Below are 17416 nucleotides of genomic sequence, written 5' to 3' on the forward strand. Positions count from 1 at the left end.
TTTGGCAGGCACCAATGCAAATTGCTACCTAATTTCTGCAATTGTGCGTATTGAATCGGGCAAGTCGCCGTGAATGTATTAACCGAGCGTTTCGCTAAGCCATGCACTTTAACGCGACAGAACTGGCTCGCCAATCCGGCGGGCTGTATAAACGGGGCCTTGCCTGGGGGGCATACGACAGGAGGTGGATGTGGAAGAAGTCATCGAACAGCTGCGCGAGCTCAACGAGTCGGTGCCGGTACCGCTGGAACTGCCCGACGACGATCTCTTGGTGGAGATCGAGGAACAGCTGTTGATCAACCTCCCGTTCGGCCTGCGCGAGTTCCTGCTTCAGGTCAGCGATGTGATCTACGGGCGCCTGGAGCCGGTCACCGCCACCGATCCGCAATCGCACACCTACCTGCCGGAAGTCGCCGCCAATGCCTGGGATGCCGGCGTGCCGCGCGATCTGATTCCGATCTGCCAGGACGGGCGTGACTACTATGTGGTCGACCTGGAAGGTGAAGTCACCCTGTGGGACGGCGACGACTGTGAGCTCACCGAAGAAACCTGGGAGACGGTCTGGCACTGGGCGCGCGACGTCTGGCTGGAGAGCTGAAACGGATGTACGGCGCTGTCCACACGGCCCCGCCGCGGCGGCCTGTTAAGCTGTGCACCCGCCGGTCACGTTGGCTTACTTCATGCTGACTCTGAGCAATCTCTTCCTGTTCATGTTGCTGGCAGCCGCGGCCGCCTGGCTCTGGCATTCCCATGGCATTCGCGAGCGTGCCTTGCAGGCAGTGCGGCGACATTGTCAGAAGCTCGATGTGGAACTGCTCGACGGCAATGTGGCGTTTCGCAAGCTGACCCTGTTGCCGGATGCACGCGGCCAGCGCCGGCTTGCCCGCATCTACGGGTTCGAGTTCACGGTCACCGGTGAGCAGCGGCACCCCGGTACCATCGTCATGTTCGGTGCCCAGGTCGGCCGTATCGAGCTGGCGGCACACCCGTTCCAGCCCGCCGACGAGCCGGGGCGGGTGATCCAGCTGGACGACTGGCGCCGCCCCCGCGATTGACGGGTCAGTCGTCGATACGACACGCCGTCATGCCCTGTTGCAATTCCGCCTGCGACTGCGGTTCGCTGAAGATCAGCTCTATCCTCGAATCCCGCCGCCACTCGCTGCTCCTGAAGACCAGCACCTGACCATCCAGTGCATTGGCTGACTGCCAGCCGCTGCGGCCGTGGACCACCAGTTTGGCGCGACGCCAGGGCCAGCGCGCCAGCCATTGCGAGAGCTGGTCGAGATCGAAACGCTGGCTCGGGTGCCAGCGCCAGCCGATGCTCCAGTACTCCGCTGTCACCTGAACCTGGCAGATCGGCTGGCGCGGATCGAGCCAAACCTGCGCCAGCGTCGCCGACCCGCAGGGCAGGGTGGTCGCGCGTGCTGATTCACTGGCGCGAGCGTCGATACCGGGAAGCCGTTCTAGGGGCAACTGGCCTTGCGTGGTCCAGTAAAGCGTTTGCTTGGGCAGTTGCTCAGTCAGTCGTGTTCGACCGGATGCGTCCAGTGATTCGCTCTTGTTCATCAACAGCAGTCCGGCTTGCGTCAGGGCCTGCCGCTGGCTGTCGGGCAGGGCTTCGCCGCGGCTGAGGGCGGCGGCATCCAGCACGAGCACGCTCGGCTGGATGCTCAGCACGCTCTGCCATGGCGACTGGCCGAGCTGACGCAGCAGTTCCGCCGGGTGACCCAGGCCGGAGGGCTCGATCAGCAAGCGGTCTGGTTTCGCCTGGCGCAGCAGGCGCGCCAGGCCAACCTGGAACGGCACGCCGTTGACGCAGCACAGGCAGCCGCCGGGGATCTCCGCCAGACTGATACCGTCTGCTTCGGTCTTAAGCAACGCGGCGTCCAGGCCGATCTGGCCGAACTCGTTGATCAATACGGCCCAGCGTTCGTCGGCGGGCTTCTGATCGAGCAGGTGGCGGATCAGGCTGGTTTTGCCGGCGCCAAGCGGGCCGCCGATGACATGGGTCGGGATATGTTCGAGCATGGCGGCCATGTTGCGCATTTTGCGCTGGGTCTGAAAGGGGCCGGTGGCTCATGCTAAAGTCACCGGCGGTTCTCGGAGAGGTGAAATCGTGCGGCTACCGTTCTTGCTGACAGCCCTGTGCGGCCTGCTCGTCGCTGCCGACGTGATGGCTGAAGCGTGCGTCATTAACAGCCACGACGACCGCGTGGCAGTGAAGCTGTGCCAGGCGAACATCAATATCCCCGCAGAGCTGTTCCGCACCGGCTTCTGTCAGCCGCAGTTGAAGGATCACGAGGTCGAAGTCGAGTTCGTCGATCAGTGCCCGGACGGTGCCTTCGGTGTCTGCCGCAACGCGCAGGTGTCGAACATGCCGTACCGGCAGGACATCCACTATTACGGCATCGCCAGTGATGCGCGCTTTCTCCAGCCCGCTTGCGAACAGAACAACCAGGGCCGCTGGGAGAAGAACTGACGCCAGCCCAGCAGCCATAGGGGTTTCACGTGGAACCTCTGCTGATTTCCCTTTTGCCTCTTACCTAGCCGGTTTCAATGCGCCGCAATCGTCCGCTATCCAGCGCGCGTGGGATTCGATTCGTGACGTTCCAGTCTCGGTGCCCTGGCGGTATTGGCTTTCCACGGTGCTGACGAATTCCTTGTTGCTGATGAAGCGCGTCTCGCCCTGACCTTGGGCATCCGGGCACTCGAACCTGAATTTCCACAGCTTATCGCCACGCTCGGTGATCTCCTGCTTGCACGCCGGATCGTCCTGAAACGGCAAGTCTCCCGACGCCACCTGCGCCTCGCTCAGGCAGATGCGTACCCCGTTGGCGCCCAGCTGCACACCATGCGCGGCAAACATTCCTTCCATCATCCGGCGCTGGTCGGCAGGCAGGTTGCGCATCTGCTCCATCATCTGCTGCATGGCCGGCAGTTGCTGGCCGTCCACCTGGATGTCGCCACTGCTGAATTCCCACAGGCCCGGCAGGATCTGCTGCGCATGGGCCGGCAGCAGGGCCAGCGAGAGGCTGAACGACACGGCTAGTGATAGAGGGCGGATCATGCTTGAGCTCCTGAGGCTATGTCCCTCTCAGCCTAGCCGAACGGTCGCCGCAGTACCGGCCAAATGCTGACGGTCATCCGATCAATGAGCAAATGCGGCGATTGCCATGGATTTATGTTGTTGAGAAGCGTTAGCATTAACGCCTGCTGCGCTCATGGGAGGCCGCATGGCAACTGAAGGCATGCTTCGGCAACAGATGCTGCACCGTCTCTACGCCGATCATCACGGCTGGCTCAATGGCTGGCTGCGTCGGCAGCTGGGCTGCAATCAGCGTGCGGCTGACCTGGCGCAGGATACCTTCGTGCGCGTGCTCAGCAAGGATCAGGACATGGCTGCCATTCGCGAGCCCAGAGCCTACCTGCACACCATCGCCAAGGGGCTGCTGATCAACCATTGGCGGCGTCGGCAGATCGAGCAGGCCTATCTGGATGCGCTTGCCCTGCAGCCGGAACCGGTCGTGCCATCGCCCGAATCCCAGGCGTTGATCGTCGAAACCCTGTTGCAGATCGATGCCATGCTGATGCGTCTGCCGACCCGGGTCCGCAGTGCCTTCCTGATGTCGCAGCTGCACGGCATGACCTACGCGGCGATCGCCAGCGAACTCGGCGTCTCCGAGCGTATGGTGAAGAAATACATGAGCCAGGCCATGCTGCACTGCCTGATGCTGGTCGAGGACGATTGATGGGCATCGATTACCGCGTGCTGCAGGAGGCGGCGAAATGGTTCGCCGTGTTGCAGTCCGGCTCGGCCAGTCGCGCAGAGCATCAGGCATGGTCCGCATGGCTGGAACAGCCGGAACATGCCCGCGCGTGGGCTCGGGTCGAGCGCATCAGCGGGCAGTTCCAGCCCCTGGCGGCCGACCCGGTCGGCCGAAGCGCGGGTGGGCTTCTGCACAGCCGCCGATCGAATCGGCGCCAGGCGCTGAAGATGCTGTCGGTGCTGTGCGGTGGCACTGCGCTGAGCCTGGCCAGCGGACATATGCCGTGGCGACAGTGGGCCGCCGACGAGCGCACCGCGGTGGGCGAGGTGCGCGACATGAAACTGGCCGATGGCTCACGCCTGTGGTTAAACACCGATACGGCGCTGGATATCGCCTTCGATACCAAGACACGGCAGCTGGCGCTGTATCGTGGCGAGTTGCTGATCGAGGCCCCCGCCAGCCGGCGGGCGCGCCCGTTGCTGGTCACCAGCCGCGAAGGGCGGTTGTACAGCGAGCAGGCCGCGCGCTTTTCGGTGCGCCAGGACGATGGGTGGACCCGGGTCAGTGTCTTCGCCGGAATAGTGGATATTCAGCTGGACGGCTTCGGCATCACCAGCATCCCGGCCGGGCAGCAGACGGCGTTCGGCAGTCGCGGCGTCGAACCGCTCGAGGCGGCCAGCGCCGAGCACCAGGCCTGGACCACCGGCGTGTTGCTGGCCGATAACCAGCGCCTGGAGGACTTCCTCGCCGAACTGTCGCGATATCGGCATGGCTACCTCGGCTGCGATCCCCGTATCGCCGATCTGCGTGTGGTCGGGGCATTTCCCCTTGCCGATACCGAGCGGGTGCTGGACGCGCTGGCCGCCACGCTGCCGGTGCGTATCGAGCGACGTATGGCCTGGTGGGTCAGTCTCGAGCCGGCGACCGAGCGCGCTGGCGTTTGAGCCAATACGGACACGAATAAAAAATATTCGCATCTGCAGTTCCCTTTCTTCGAACTGGCCGGGCATAGGACGAAACCCGTCACGTCGAACAGGATCATTCATGCGCTCTTCCGCCTTGCCTTTCACCCCCAATCGCTCCCGTACCCTGGCGCTGGGTATCCGCGCCGCGCTGCTGTGCCTGCCGCTGGCTGCTGTCGTACCCGCTGCCGCGCAGGCGCAGGCGGCAACCCAGCAGGCCGTGCGCAGCTACGATATCCCCGCAGGCGCGCTGTCCAGCGCGCTGAGCCGCTTTGCCGGCGAAGCGGGCGTGTTGCTGTCGGTCGACGGCAGCCTCGTGCAGGGTCTGGAAAGCAACGGGCTCAAGGGTCAGTACGGCATCGATGAAGGTTTCGCCGCACTGCTGCAGGGCAGCGGTCTGCAGGCCGTGCGTGATGGCCAGGGCAACTATTCGCTGACTCGCCGCAGCGCGCAGTCCGATGCCGTCGAGCTGCAACCGATGACCGTCGAAGGCTTCGCTCTGGGCAATGCGCTGGGTTCGATGGAAGGCTACAACGCCACCCACAGCAGCGTGGCGACCAAGACGAGCATGCCATTGGCAGAGACTTCGCAGACCGTCTCGGTAGTCACCCGCCAGCAGATCGAGGATCAGGGCTCACGCTCCATCGCTCAGGCGGTGCGCTACACACCGGGCCTGATGAGCACGCCCTATGGCGCCACCACCCGCTACGACTACGTGGCCATGCGTGGCATCACCGATGGCTCGGTGGACAACCTCTACCTCGATGGGCAGAAGCTGTTGGGCGACAGCGGCACCTATAGCAGCCTGCAGGTCGATCCGTATTTCATCGAGCGCATCGACATCCTCAAGGGCCCATCCTCGGTGCTCTACGGCCGTAGCCTGCCTGGCGGCCTGGTGGCGATGACCAGCAAGAAACCGCAGAAGGAAGCCAGCCGCCAGCTGCAGTTCTCCTACGGCAGCAACGACTACAAGCAGGCGGCGTTCGACTTCACCGGCCCGCTTGCCGACGAGCGCATCGCCTACCGTCTGGTCGGCGTCGCCAAGGACGCCGACAACCAGGTCGATGGCATCGAGGAGCAGCGCTATGCGGTGATGCCCTCGGTGAGCATCGACTTCACCGACGACACCCGCCTGACCCTGCTGGCGATGCTGCAGCGCGATCCGGAAAGTGGCTACCACGGCGGGTTGCCGGCCGATGGCACGGTCACGTCGCACAACGGGCAGCGCATTTCACGCAGCTTCTTCGAAGGCGACGAGGATTACGAGAAGTTCGAGCGCGACCAGCAGATGATCGGCTATCAGCTCGAGCATCGCTTCAACGACGTGGTTTCGGCGCGGCAGAACTTCCAGTACCTGGACTCGACCGTGGACTCCGGGCAGGTCTACCAGTACGGCTATGCGACGGCCGACGAGCTGGTGCGCTACTACACTGGGGCCGACGAAGCGCTGCACGCCTGGACCATCGACAACCAGCTGCAGTTTCTCTTCGATACCGGCGCACTCAGCCACACCCTGGTGACCGGCCTCGATTACCAGCGGCGCAAGGCGAAGGTGAGTTATGACGCAGGCTACGGGCTGCCCACGATCAATCCCTACACCGGTGCTGTCGGCGCCGGCGCTCCGGTGTTCTATCACCAGTACGATGAAACCCGCGAGCTAGAGCAGACCGGCCTCTACGTGCAGGATCTGATCAGTCTGGGCAACTGGCGCTTCTCCCTCGGCATGCGTCAGGACTGGGTTGACGTGTCCTTCGACCATACCGACGACGCCAGCTACGGCGATCAGGACGATCGCGCCAAGCTGGAGCAGTTCACCGGCCGCGTCGGCGTCCTTTATGCCTTCGACAACGGCCTGTCGCCCTATGCCAGCTACTCCGAGTCGTTCAACCCCAACGCCACCGCGGCCTATAACGAGGTATCGCCGGGTATCTACGACATCGCCCTGCTGGACGCCACCGAAGGCGAGCAGTACGAGGTGGGCCTGAAGTACCAGCCGCTGGGCACCGATGATCTGTACACCATCTCCTACTTCGACCTGAAGCAATCCAACCTGGCGAACAAGGATTCCAACGAGAACTTCTACCGCGCAGTGGGTGAACTCACCTCGAAAGGCGTGGAAGTCGAAGCGCGCCTGCGGCCCATCGAGCAGGTCAACCTGATCGCCAGCTACACCTACATGGATGTCGAGTATTCCAAGGACTTCACCGGTGCCGCTGGCGTCAACAACCGCGGCAACACGCCGAACGCGGTGGCGCGCAACATGGCTTCGCTGTGGACCGATTACACCTTCGATCAGGGCCCGTTGGCCGGTCTGCAGGTAGGCGGTGGCGCGCGCTACTTCGGCAAGAGCTGGGCGGACGCGGAGAATACCCTGCGCATCCCGTCTTACACCTTGTACGACGCCATGCTCGGTTATGACCTGTCCCGCGTCGGGCTGCAGGGTGTCGGCGTGCGCCTGAACCTGAACAACCTCACCGACGAGAAGTACGTCGCCGCGTGCAACAGCCTGAGCCAGTGCTACTACGGCGAGGAGCGCAATGTCATGGCTACCGTGACCTACGACTTCTGATCAACGCTGAACCGCCGCCGGTCCCCAAAGGCCGGCGGCTTTGTGCTTTCTGAAAGACGGACAACCGACGATGCGTTCCATTCTCGTGCTCCTGCACCGATACATCGGCCTGGCCACGGCGATCTTTCTGTTTCTCGCCGGCATCACCGGCAGCATCCTGGCCTTCCATCATGAGCTGGACGAATGGCTCAACCCGGAGTTCTACCACACTACCAGTGAGGGGCCGGTGCTCGCGCCGGGAACGCTGGTGGAACGTGTCGAGCAGGCCAACCCGCGCATGCAGGTCTGGTACATGGAGTTTCCCAGCGAACCCGGCCACGCCGCGCTGGTGGCGCTAGTGCCGCGCAACGATCCGGCGACTGGCAAGCCATATAGCGAGCGCCCGGTGGTGCAGTACATCGATGCGGTGACCGGCGACTCGGTGGGTACGCGCTATTGGGGCGAGTGCTGCTTCTCGCGCAAGAACTTCGTGCCCTTCATCCTCGAGTTTCACTACAACCTGTCGCTGCCGGGCAACTGGGGGCTGTGGTTGATGGGTATCGTCGCCATCGCCTGGGTGATCGATTGCTTCGTCTCGCTGGTGCTGACCTTCCCTCGCGGCCGGCCGTTCCTTTCCAAATGGTGGACGTCCTGGAAGATCAAGCGCCAGCGCATGAACCACGACGTGCACCGCGCCGGCGGCCTGTGGCTGTGGCTGCTGCTCACGCCAGTGGCGGTCAGCAGCGTGGCGATGAACCTGCCGGAGCAGGTGTTCAAGCCGGTGGTATCGCTGTTCTCGCCCGTTGAGCCGAGCGTCTACGAGGCCCGCGGGCGGATGCCGGCCGAGCAGTTGGGCACCACCGCCTATGACTTCCACCAGGCGTACGACTACGCCGTGCAGCACGCCGCCGAGCTTGGCCTGACCGAAGCGATCACCGAGCTGTACTACAGCTTCGAGTACAACTTCTATGGCGCCGGTTTCGGCGAGCACGACAGCAATCAGGGCAATGCCTGGCTGTTCTTCCACGGCACCGACGGGCGCCTGCTCGGCCAGGAGATTCCTGGCCAGGGCACGCTGGGGCAGCAGTTCCACCTGCTGCAACCGGCGATCCACGGCGGGCGCATTCTCGGCCTGCCGGGTCGCATCCTGATCGCCTTGCTGGGCGTGGCGATCGCGGTGCTGTCGGTGACCGGCGTGGTGATCTGGTGGCGCAAGCTGTCGGCAAGGCGGCAGGCCGCGGCAAGGCGTGGGGCGATGGCGGAGGCGGGCTGATGCGGCGAAGCGACGTTCGCTTCGCCGCCTGGGCGAAGCGGGTCGTACTCATCTGCCGGGCTGGCGGGAACCTCGCCTCGCGGCGCTGCGCCTGAGCGTCACTCCGCCTGGTTGATCAACTCGGGCAACTGCTCGGACAGCTTCTGCACCCGCAGCGGCGCGCGAATAAAACCCTGCTGGCGGCCGTCCGGGCCGATCAGGACCAGGTTGCCGCTGTGGTCGACGGTGTAGTTCTCCTTGCTGGTATCCCCCGGAATGAAGGGAATGCCGACGCCGTTGGCCAGGGCCTGGATATCGTCCAGCGGGCCGGTCAGGCCCTGGAAGCCGGCGTTGAAATAGCCGAGGTATTCCTTGAGCTGCGCGGGTGTGTCGCGATTCGGATCGACGCTGACGAGGATGATGCGCAGCTGGTCGCGCGCGGCGTCGGGCAGCATGCCGTCGAGCTGGCGCAGCTCCGCGAGTGTGGTGGGACAGATGTCCGGGCAGAAGGTGTAGCCGAAGAACAGCAGCGTCCATTGTCCGTCCAGCTCGTCCACCTTCACCGCTTCGCCGTTCTGATCCGTCAGGCTCAGTGACGGCACCGTGCGGCTCTGCGGCAGCAGGACGATGCCGGCATCCAGCAGCTGGGTGGGATCGAGCTGGCGCTGGCTGTTGAGCACCTTGGAAACCGTCAGTCCGACGACCAGCGCCACCAGCGCCACGAGAATGAAGACGGTTTTCTGGATGCGGGTCATGGATGTCCTTAGTGCAGCTGCTTAGAAATCGAGCAGCAGATAATGATCAACCAGCAGCGCGATGAACAGCGCGAACAGGTACCAGATGCTGAATTTGAACGTCTTGATTGCCGCATGTGGCCGGCTGTCGCGGTACAGCGCGATGGTCCAGTAGAGGAAGCGCGCGCCCAGCAGCACCGCGGCGGCCAGGTATAGCGGGCCGCTCATGTGAATGGCGAAGGGCATGAAGCTGACCGCCAGCAGCATGGCGGTGTAGAGCAGGATGTGCACCTTGGTGTAGTGCACGCCATGGGTCACCGGCAGCATCGGCACGTTGACCTTGGCGTACTCGTCCTTGCGGTGGATCGCCAGGGCCCAGAAGTGCGGCGGCGTCCAGGCGAAGATGATCAGCACCAAGAGCAGCGGCTCGGCGGTGACCTGGCCGGTTACCGCGACCCAGCCGAGCAGGGGCGGCGCGGCGCCGGCCAGGCCGCCGATGACGATGTTCTGCGGTGTGGCGCGCTTGAGAAAGCCGGTATAGATCACCGCGTAACCGATCAGCGAGGCCAGCGTCAGCCAGGCGGCGAGGGCGTTGGTGAAGGTCAGCAGCAGGGCCAGCCCGCTGACGCCGAGGACGAAGGCGAAGGTCAGTGCCGCCGCCGGCGAGACCCGGCCTTCGGCCAGTGGCCGCTTGTGAGTGCGGGCCATCACCGAATCGATCTGCCGGTCCACCACATGGTTCACCGCCGCCGCGCCGCCGGCGCACAGGGCGATGCCGAGGTTGCCGAACAGCAGCACCGTCCAGGGCACACCGGCGCGGGTGGCGAGGAACATGCCCACCAGCGAGGTGATGAGCATCAGCAGCACCACCTTCGGCTTGGTCAGCTCCAGGTAGTCGCGCCAGCTGGCCTGGGCGCCGCGTTCGCTGAGTAGAGTCGCCATGGGGTTCTCCTTGTGGTCATGCGCGGGGCAGATCGAGCTGCCCCGTCGTGTTCGAAATCGATGCAGGCTCGGTTTGCCGGGTGGCATGTGCAGACTGGCGCAGCCGGTAATTGACCAGTACCAGCACCAGCAGCAGCGCGGCACCGCCGCCGTTGTGCGCGACGGCCACCGCCAGCGGCAGGTTGAACACCACGTTGCTGATACCCAGGCCGACCTGTAGCGCCAGCGCGGCGATGAGCAGCCCGGCCAGGCGGCCGAGGCCGCGGCGCATGAGCATGGCGGCGAGCAGCAGCATCACCAGCGTCACCAGCAGCGCACCGATGCGGTGGCTGACATGGATCGCCGTGCGCGCCTCGCCGTAGAGCAGGCCGCCGAGGTAGTTGGGGCCGATGTCGTGGTGGGTCAGGTTGAAGGCGTTGGCGAAGTCCATCCGCGGCCACCATTCGCCGTGGCAGGTAGGGAAATCGGTGCAGGCCACCGCCGCGTAGTTGCTGCTGACCCAACCGCCCAGGGTGATCTGCGCCACCACCGCGAGCAGGGCGATGCCGGCGAATCTGCACAGACGACCGTCCACGGCCGGCAAGGGAGCAAGCGCGCCGGACAGCCGCAGGCACAGCAGAAACAGCAGGCTGAGCGTAGTGAACCCCCCGAGCAAGTGCGCGGTGACTACCTGCGGCCAGAGCTGCAGGGTCACCGTCCACATGCCGAAGATTGCCTGGGCGATGACCACCGCGAGCAGCAGCAGCGGCAACTTCACCGGCTGCCCGGGTTGGCCGCGACGGCGTATCGCCTGTACGGCAAGGGCGAGGATCACCAGCCCGAGGGCGCCGGCGAAATAGCGATGGACCATCTCGTTCCAGCCCTTGCGCACCTCCAGCGGTGCATCGGGAAAGCGCAGCGCGGCAAGGTTCTGCTTGTGTTCGCTCATGGGCACGGCAAGGAAACCGTAGCAGCCGGGCCAGTCCGGGCAGCCGAGGCCGGCGTGGGTCAGCCGCGTGTAGGCACCGAGCAGCACGACTACCACGGCCAGCGCGGTGGCGATCAGGGCGAGGCGGTATCCGGGTCTGGCCATCGGGTTCTCCTTGGGGCGGCCTGTTTGGGACCGCAGCGCAGCGGCGCAGTGCCTCAGCCGATCTGCGAGATCTTCAGCAGGTATTTCAGGTCGTCGAGAATCGCCTTGCCGTCGGCGCCGACGTCGTAGCGCAGCACCAGATTGCCGTGGGGGTCGACGATCCACAGTTGGGGGGTGGCGGGTGCCTCGGGGTTGCGGGCATAGACGGCGGCGTCCAGCGTATGGCGTTGCAGCTGCGGGTATTCGCGACGCAGGCGCTGTTCGTAGGCTTCGTCCAGCGCCGTCGCGCTGGCCAGTGCATGGCCGGCGCGGGCCGCTTCGCGGGCCAGGCCGATATTGATCTGGCGGGCCAGGTAGACCAGTTGCTGGCATTGGGCCTCGCAACCCTGCGGCGCGGTGACCAGCAGCTCCCAGCGCCGCTCGGGCGCTGTAGCGCTGACGCCGATGGCCGCACGGTCCTGGCCGTTGGCGATCAGCACGCCGTCATAGCTGCGGCTTTCCGGCACCCAGAAGCCGAAACGGTACATGGCCGAAGCCAGCAGCATCGGGCCGAGCACCACGCCGATGATCAGCAGCAGTTGCAGCCGACCGCGGCCGCGTTTCCCTTCACCGCTGGAGAGGGTTGGATTCATCGTGCTCACTGCGCTTCCCCCGTGCCTGATGCACACCGAAATAGATGAACAGCGCCAGCAGTGCCGCTGCGAGGGCGAACCACTGCACGGCGTAACCCAGGTGCTGCGACGGGCTCATGCTGGTGATCGCCCAGTCGGCACGATAGGCGCTCGGACCCGGCTCCAGGCGCAGCTCGTGGATCACCCCCTCGCGCCCCGCCTGCTGCCACATCGCCTCGATGTCGACATGGTTGATCAGGCGCGGCCAGCCCTCGGCCGTGCGGTGGCTAAAGACGAACGGCTTGCCCGGCGGCACGTAGACCCAGGCAGCGAGCTTCAACGGCTGCGCCGGCGTGTCGAAGGCCGGTGGCACACGGCGATCCGGCCAGGGAATCCAGCCGCGGTTGACCATCACCCAGCGATCGCTGAGTTCGTCATGGAAGGGCTGCAGCAGTTCGACGCCGACCTGGCCGTCGCGGGTGCGGCTGTCGAGCAGGAAGCTGTGTTCGGCATCGAAGCGACCCTGCAGGAACACCCGGGCGAAGGCCGGGTCGTTCAGCCGTTCGATCTCGTGGGGCGCCAGCGGCGCGGCCTGCTGACGGGCTTCCTGGCGCTCCAGCAGCTCGCGCTTCTGCTCGCCACGCTCCAGTTGCCAGAAGCCCAGCCAGACCAGCACCGGCAGCATGGCCAGCACCAGCAGGGTCGGCAGCAGCCCGGGCCTGAAGCCGCTCATGGCCGGCAGCCTGATGTGTCGATACGGCTGGCTATACTCCACCCCCAATACCCCTGTCGTGGAATCGCTCATGCTCAAGGCGGCGATCGTTCTGTTGTTAGTGGCCACGCTGGTCAGTCTGTTCAGTGGGTTGTTCTTTCTGGTCAGGGACGAGGGCCGTACCTCGCGCGTGATCACGGCCCTGTTCATCCGCGTCAGCCTCAGCGCACTGACCGTTGCGCTGATCGGCTGGGGTTTCTATACGGGGCAGCTGCGCCCCGCCTTCGGTTTCTGAGAGCTCCCTAGATCACGTAGACGAACACGAACAGCGCGATCCACACCACGTCGACGAAGTGCCAGTACCAGGCCGCCGCCTCGAAACCGAAATGCTGCTCGGGGCTGAAGTGCCCTCGCAGGATGCGCACCAGCATCACCGTGAGGATGATCGCGCCCATGGTCACGTGGGCGCCGTGAAAGCCGGTGAGCATGAAGAAGGTCGCGCCGTAGATGCCCGAGCCCAGGGTCAGCCCGAGCTCGGTGTAGGCATGCACGTATTCTTCGATCTGCAGGACCAGGAACGCCGCACCGAGTAGCACGGTCAGGCCCAGGCCGAGCTTCAGGTGCTGGCGGTTGTTCTTGCGCAGCGCATGGTGCGCCCAGGTCAGGGTGAAGCTGGAGCTGACCAGCAGGATGGTGTTGATCAGCGGCAGGCCCCAGGCACTGATGGTGCCTTCCGGTGCCGGGTAGAGCTTCGGGTCGGGATTGTTCAGCAGCGGCCAGCTGTACTCGAAGTTGGGCCAGAGCATGTTGCTGATGCCCTTGTCGCCCTCGCCGGCGAGCCAGGGGCCGGTCCAGTAGCGGATGTAGAACAGCGCGCCGAAGAAGGCGAGGAAGAACATCACTTCGGAAAAGATGAACCAGCTCATGCCCCAGCGGAACGAGCGGTCCATCTGTGCGCTGTACAGTCCGGCGCGGCTTTCCCTGACCACCGAACCGAACCAGCCGAACATCATGTAGGCGATCAGCAGCGCGCCGACGAAGAAGATCAGCGGCCCGTTGGACGAATCACGGGCGGCCTTGAGGTCGTTGAACCAGCTGCCCAGGCCGTAGAAGGTGACCAGCAGGGCGATGGTGGCGATGATCGGCCATTTGCTCTGATCAGGAACGTAGTACTGCTCGTGGGTGGTCTGTTGGCTCATTGCAGACTCTCCTTGGCCGGGGCCGATGTGGCGTTGACGGCCACCGGCGGCTGGCGGGACGTGATGTCGAACAGCGTGTAGGCGAGGGTCAGGTGATGCACATCGGCGGGCAGGTCGCGATCAACGATGAAGCGCACCGGCATTTCGATGCGCTCGCCCGGTTGCAGCACCTGCTGGGTGAAGCAGAAGCATTCGGTCTTGTGGAAGTACGCGGCCGCCCGCGACGGCGAGACGCTGGGGATCGCCTGCGCGGTCATCGGCTTGTCGGTGGGGTTGTAGGCGACGAAACGGATTTCCTGGCTGGCGCCCGGGTGCACGCTGAGCTGGTCGGCCAGCGGGCCGAACTCCCAGCGCATGCCGGCAGCGTTGGTGGCGAGAAACTGCACCCGCACCGCCCGCGCCGCGTCGGCGCTCTGCGAACCGGTGTAGGCGCCGGCGGTCTTGCCGTTGATGCCGAACGCCTGGCACATGACGTCGTAGATCGGCACCAGCAGGAAGCCGAAACCGAACATGCCGACCACGACGAACAGCAGGCGGCGGACCAGGCGCCGGGTGGGCAGGGACTCGTTCATGAGAGCATCCCCGTTTGGTGGGAGCGGGCCATTTCGCGGTCGACCTGGCAGACCCGGCCGGGCCTGCCAGCGACGCCCAGTTGCCTGCTCACGGCGTCAGCTCCCCGCCGGTGCCCTTGCGGTGTTCGTGCACATCGCTCATGTCCGGCGGTGTCTGGAAGGTGTGGTAGGGCGCCGGCGAGGGCACGCTCCATTCCAGTCCCTCTGCGCCGTCCCAGGGCTTGGCCGGTGCGGGTGCGCCGCCGCGGATGCACTTGATGACGATGAACAGGAACAGCAGCTGGGTGGCGCCGAACATGAAGGCGCCGACGCTGGAGACCATGTTGAAGTTGGCAAACATCATGTTGTAGTCGGGGATGCGTCGTGGCATGCCGGCCAGGCCGACGAAGTGCATCGGGAAGAACGCCAGGTTCATGCCGATGAAGCTCATCCAGAAATGCAGCTTGGCCAGGGTCTCGTCATACATGTGCCCGGTCCACTTCGGCAGCCAGTAGTAGGCCGAGGCGAAGATGCCGAATATCGCCCCCGGCACCAGCACGTAGTGGAAGTGCGCCACCACGAAGTAGGTGTCGTGGTACTGGAAGTCCGCCGGGGCGATGGCCAGCATCAGCCCGGAGAAGCCGCCGATGGTGAAGAGGATGACGAAGGCCACGGCGAACAGCATCGGCGCCTCGAAGGTCAGCGAGCCGCGCCACATCGTCGACACCCAGTTGAACACCTTCACCCCGGTGGGTACGGCGATCAGCATGGTGGCGTACATGAAGAACAGCTCGCCGGTCAGCGGGATGCCGACGGTGAACATGTGGTGCGCCCAGACGATGAAGGAGAGGAAGGCGATCGCGCCGGTGGCGTAAACCATCGAGGTGTAGCCGAACAGCGGCTTGCGGCTGAACGCCGGGATGATCGAGCTGACCGCGCCGAAGGCCGGCAGGATCATGATGTACACCTCGGGATGGCCGAAGAACCAGAACACGTGCTGGAACAGCACCGGGTCGCCACCCCCGGCGGCGCTGAAGAAGCTGGTGCCGAAGTGGATGTCCATCAGCATCATGGTCACCACGCCCGCTAGCACCGGCATCACCGCGATCAAGAGGAAGGCGGTGATCAGCCAGGTCCAGACGAACAGCGGCATCTTCATCAGCGTCATGCCCGGTGCGCGCAGGTTGAGGATGGTGGCGATCACGTTGATCGCACCCATGATCGAGCTGATGCCCATCAGGTGGATGGCGAAGATGAAGAAGGTCACCGATTCCGGCGCGTAGGTCGTCGACAGCGGCGCATAGAAGGTCCAGCCGAAGTTCGGCCCGCCGCCTTCCATGAATAGGGTCGAGACCAGCAGGCCGAAGGCCGCCGGCAGCAGCCAGAAACTGAAGTTGTTCATCCGCGGCAGCGCCATGTCCGGTGCGCCGATCATCAGCGGGATCATCCAGTTGGCCAGGCCGACGAAGGCCGGCATCACCGCGCCGAACACCATGATCAGGCCGTGCATGGTGGTCATCTGGTTGAAGAATTCCGGCTGCACGATCTGCAGACCCGGCTGGAACAGCTCGGCGCGGATCACCATGGCCATCGAGCCGCCGAGCAGGAAGGCGCAGAAGCTGAACCACAGGTACATCGAGCCGATGTCCTTGTGATTGGTGGTCAGCAGCCAGCGCGAGAGCCCCTTCGCCGGGCCGTGGTGGTGGTCATGCCCGACATGACCATGGTCGTCGATCACTGCACTCATCACCTGATCCTCTTACTGGGTGGCTTCTTCGGCCTGTTTGAAGTCGAGCACGTCTTTCGGCGTGACCATGTCGCCCGTGTTGTTGCCCCAGGCGTTGCGCTCGTAGGTGATGACGGCAGCCAGATCGACCTCTGACAGCTGCTTGCCGAACGCCGCCATGGCGGTGCCCGGCTTGCCGTTGACGACGATGTCGATGTGCGCCTCGACGTCGCCGGTGGCGATGGCCGAGCCCTTGAGGGCCGGGAACATCGGCGGGATGCCTTCGCCCCCAGCCTGGTGGCACGAGGCGCAGGCGGTCTGGTAGACCTTCTGGCCGCGCTCGGAGAGCTCTTCCAGCGTCCATTCCTTGCTGGTCAGTTCAGCCAGCTTGGCGGCCTCGGCCTTCTTCTCGCCGAGCCAGCTGGCGTAATCCTCCTGCGACTTGACCTCCACCACCACCGGCATGAAGCCGTGGTCCTTGCCGCAGAGTTCGGTGCACTGGCCGCGGTAGATCCCCGGCTGCTCGACGCGGGTCCAGGATTCATTGATGAAACCGGGAATGGCGTCCTTCTTCACCGCCAGATCCGGTACCCACCAGGAGTGGATCACGTCCGCCGCGGTGATCAGGAAGCGGACCTTGGCACCGGCCGGGATCACCAGCGGCTCGTCGACTTCCAGCAGGTAATGCTCGCCCTTGGGCGACTGGTTGTTGATCTGCTCGCGCGGCGTGGTGAGGTTGCTGAAGAACTCCACGTCCTCGCCCAGATACTTGTAGTGCCACTTCCACTGGTAGCCGGTGATCTGCACATCCACGTCCGATTCGCTGGAGTCGTAGATGTGGATCAGCGTGCGCGTCGCCGGGATCGCCATGCCCACCAGGATCAGCAGCGGGATGACCGTCCAGAGCACCTCGACGCGGGTGTTTTCGTGGAAGTTGGCCGATTGCTGACGCTTGGAGCGGCGGTGCGCGATCATCGAATAGATCATCACGCCGAACACCAGCACGCCGATGACCACGCAGATCCAGAAGATGGTCATGTGCAGATCGAACACCGACCGACTGACGTCGGTGGCGCCGGAGCGCATGTTCACGTCCCAGGCCGCCTGGGCCTGGCCAAATACTGCCGAAAGCCCAAGCCCCATCCAGATGCATGGATGTCGAGACATTGCGGGTTCCCCTTATGATTCTTGTTATCCCGCCGACCGCCATCGCACCGCCGAGAATCGGCTGGCCGGGGAAACCATTCCCGTCATGCCAGCTACGTTCTCGATCAGTCCGATTCTGCCCAGCATGGCCTCCGAAAAACTCGGTGGCCGACTGGACGCTTGCACGCGCAGTC

Annotated in this window: 19 protein-coding genes; 8 read left to right on the forward strand and 11 right to left on the reverse strand. The window is 64.5% G+C overall.

Features of this window, described 5'->3' with window-relative positions:
* Positions 1-190 precede the first annotated feature (190 nt).
* Together ACX1DW_RS17470 and ACX1DW_RS17475 are read left to right on the forward strand one after the other, a co-directional pair.
* On the forward strand, positions 191-598 hold the full coding sequence (locus tag ACX1DW_RS17470; protein WP_200597015.1) for an SMI1/KNR4 family protein: 408 nt from the start codon (positions 191-193) through the stop codon (positions 596-598).
* A gap of 82 nt (positions 599-680) precedes the next feature.
* Complete coding sequence (locus ACX1DW_RS17475) at positions 681-1055, forward strand: DUF3301 domain-containing protein (RefSeq protein WP_102839668.1); 375 nt, start codon at positions 681-683, stop codon at positions 1053-1055.
* A gap of 4 nt (positions 1056-1059) precedes the next feature.
* On the opposite strand, the gene ACX1DW_RS17480 is transcribed toward ACX1DW_RS17475, so the two are convergent.
* Positions 1060-2046, reverse strand: coding sequence for a CobW family GTP-binding protein (locus ACX1DW_RS17480; RefSeq protein WP_458991995.1), 987 nt, complete (start codon positions 2044-2046; stop codon positions 1060-1062).
* Between the two features lie 70 nt (positions 2047-2116).
* Here ACX1DW_RS17480 and ACX1DW_RS17485 point away from each other — a divergent pair, with 70 nt between their 5' ends.
* Positions 2117-2479, forward strand: coding sequence for an NADH:ubiquinone oxidoreductase (locus ACX1DW_RS17485; RefSeq protein WP_313477921.1), 363 nt, complete (start codon positions 2117-2119; stop codon positions 2477-2479).
* A gap of 60 nt (positions 2480-2539) precedes the next feature.
* On the opposite strand, the gene ACX1DW_RS17490 is transcribed toward ACX1DW_RS17485, so the two are convergent.
* The gene (locus ACX1DW_RS17490; RefSeq protein WP_208217103.1) at positions 2540-3067 is read right to left on the reverse strand and encodes a DUF3617 domain-containing protein; all 528 of its coding nucleotides are present in this window, start codon (positions 3065-3067) and stop codon (positions 2540-2542) included.
* A 166-nt stretch (positions 3068-3233) separates the two neighbouring features.
* Between ACX1DW_RS17490 and ACX1DW_RS17495 the strand changes: the two genes are divergently transcribed.
* The 4 genes from ACX1DW_RS17495 (at position 3234) to ACX1DW_RS17510 (ending at position 8550) form a co-directional block, all read left to right on the forward strand.
* Positions 3234-3749 (forward strand): sigma-70 family RNA polymerase sigma factor, encoded by a 516-nt coding sequence (locus ACX1DW_RS17495; RefSeq protein ID WP_102839093.1) that lies wholly within the window; start codon positions 3234-3236, stop codon positions 3747-3749.
* Positions 3749-4711: a FecR domain-containing protein gene (locus ACX1DW_RS17500; RefSeq protein ID WP_458991996.1), complete on the forward strand. Its 963-nt coding sequence runs from the start codon at positions 3749-3751 to the stop codon at positions 4709-4711. Before ACX1DW_RS17495 ends, ACX1DW_RS17500 begins: the two co-directional genes overlap by 1 nt.
* A 100-nt stretch (positions 4712-4811) precedes the next feature.
* Positions 4812-7298, forward strand: coding sequence for a TonB-dependent siderophore receptor (locus ACX1DW_RS17505; protein ID WP_458991997.1), 2487 nt, complete (start codon positions 4812-4814; stop codon positions 7296-7298).
* A 70-nt stretch (positions 7299-7368) separates the two neighbouring features.
* The gene (locus tag ACX1DW_RS17510) at positions 7369-8550 is read left to right on the forward strand and encodes a PepSY-associated TM helix domain-containing protein (RefSeq protein WP_458991998.1); all 1182 of its coding nucleotides are present in this window, start codon (positions 7369-7371) and stop codon (positions 8548-8550) included.
* Between the two features lie 98 nt (positions 8551-8648).
* On the opposite strand, the gene ACX1DW_RS17515 is transcribed toward ACX1DW_RS17510, so the two are convergent.
* From ACX1DW_RS17515 to ACX1DW_RS17535, 5 genes are read right to left on the reverse strand one after another with little or no spacing between them, the layout of a single operon-like run.
* Entirely contained in the window at positions 8649-9284 is a 636-nt protein-coding gene (locus ACX1DW_RS17515) for an SCO family protein (protein ID WP_458991999.1), read from the reverse strand.
* 21 nt (positions 9285-9305) lie between these two features.
* A complete protein-coding gene (cyoE, locus tag ACX1DW_RS17520; RefSeq protein WP_011915172.1) occupies positions 9306-10205 on the reverse strand; it encodes a heme o synthase in 900 nt (299 codons plus the stop codon).
* A 16-nt stretch (positions 10206-10221) separates the two neighbouring features.
* Positions 10222-11277, reverse strand: a complete 1056-nt coding sequence (locus tag ACX1DW_RS17525) for a COX15/CtaA family protein (RefSeq protein ID WP_407042503.1) — start codon at positions 11275-11277, stop codon at positions 10222-10224.
* 53 nt (positions 11278-11330) lie between these two features.
* Positions 11331-11909: a hypothetical protein gene (locus ACX1DW_RS17530; protein WP_020308372.1), complete on the reverse strand. Its 579-nt coding sequence runs from the start codon at positions 11907-11909 to the stop codon at positions 11331-11333.
* Positions 11884-12621, reverse strand: a complete 738-nt coding sequence (locus tag ACX1DW_RS17535; RefSeq protein WP_133455191.1) for an SURF1 family protein — start codon at positions 12619-12621, stop codon at positions 11884-11886. Before ACX1DW_RS17535 ends, ACX1DW_RS17530 begins: the two co-directional genes overlap by 26 nt.
* Positions 12622-12691: 70 nt before the next feature.
* Here ACX1DW_RS17535 and ACX1DW_RS17540 point away from each other — a divergent pair, with 70 nt between their 5' ends.
* Positions 12692-12895 carry a twin transmembrane helix small protein gene (locus ACX1DW_RS17540; RefSeq protein ID WP_003303658.1) on the forward strand — a complete coding sequence of 68 codons (204 nt, stop codon included), beginning with the start codon at positions 12692-12694 and terminating at the stop codon, positions 12893-12895.
* Positions 12896-12902: 7 nt separating this feature from the next.
* Here the strand turns inward: ACX1DW_RS17540 and ACX1DW_RS17545 are convergent, their stop codons facing one another.
* From ACX1DW_RS17545 to coxB, 4 genes are all read right to left on the reverse strand, one after another.
* Entirely contained in the window at positions 12903-13799 is an 897-nt protein-coding gene (locus ACX1DW_RS17545) for a cytochrome c oxidase subunit 3 (RefSeq protein WP_133455193.1), read from the reverse strand.
* Positions 13796-14371 (reverse strand): cytochrome c oxidase assembly protein, encoded by a 576-nt coding sequence (locus tag ACX1DW_RS17550; RefSeq protein ID WP_125871061.1) that lies wholly within the window; start codon positions 14369-14371, stop codon positions 13796-13798. The genes ACX1DW_RS17545 and ACX1DW_RS17550 overlap by 4 nt, the downstream gene beginning before the upstream one ends.
* A gap of 88 nt (positions 14372-14459) precedes the next feature.
* Positions 14460-16097, reverse strand: a complete 1638-nt coding sequence (ctaD, locus tag ACX1DW_RS17555) for a cytochrome c oxidase subunit I (protein ID WP_253752585.1) — start codon at positions 16095-16097, stop codon at positions 14460-14462.
* Positions 16098-16109: 12 nt separating this feature from the next.
* Positions 16110-17243 (reverse strand): cytochrome c oxidase subunit II, encoded by a 1134-nt coding sequence (gene coxB, locus ACX1DW_RS17560; RefSeq protein WP_017244940.1) that lies wholly within the window; start codon positions 17241-17243, stop codon positions 16110-16112.
* Positions 17244-17416: the final 173 nt, after the last annotated feature.

Source organism: Stutzerimonas sp. KH-1 (assembly GCF_054483855.1).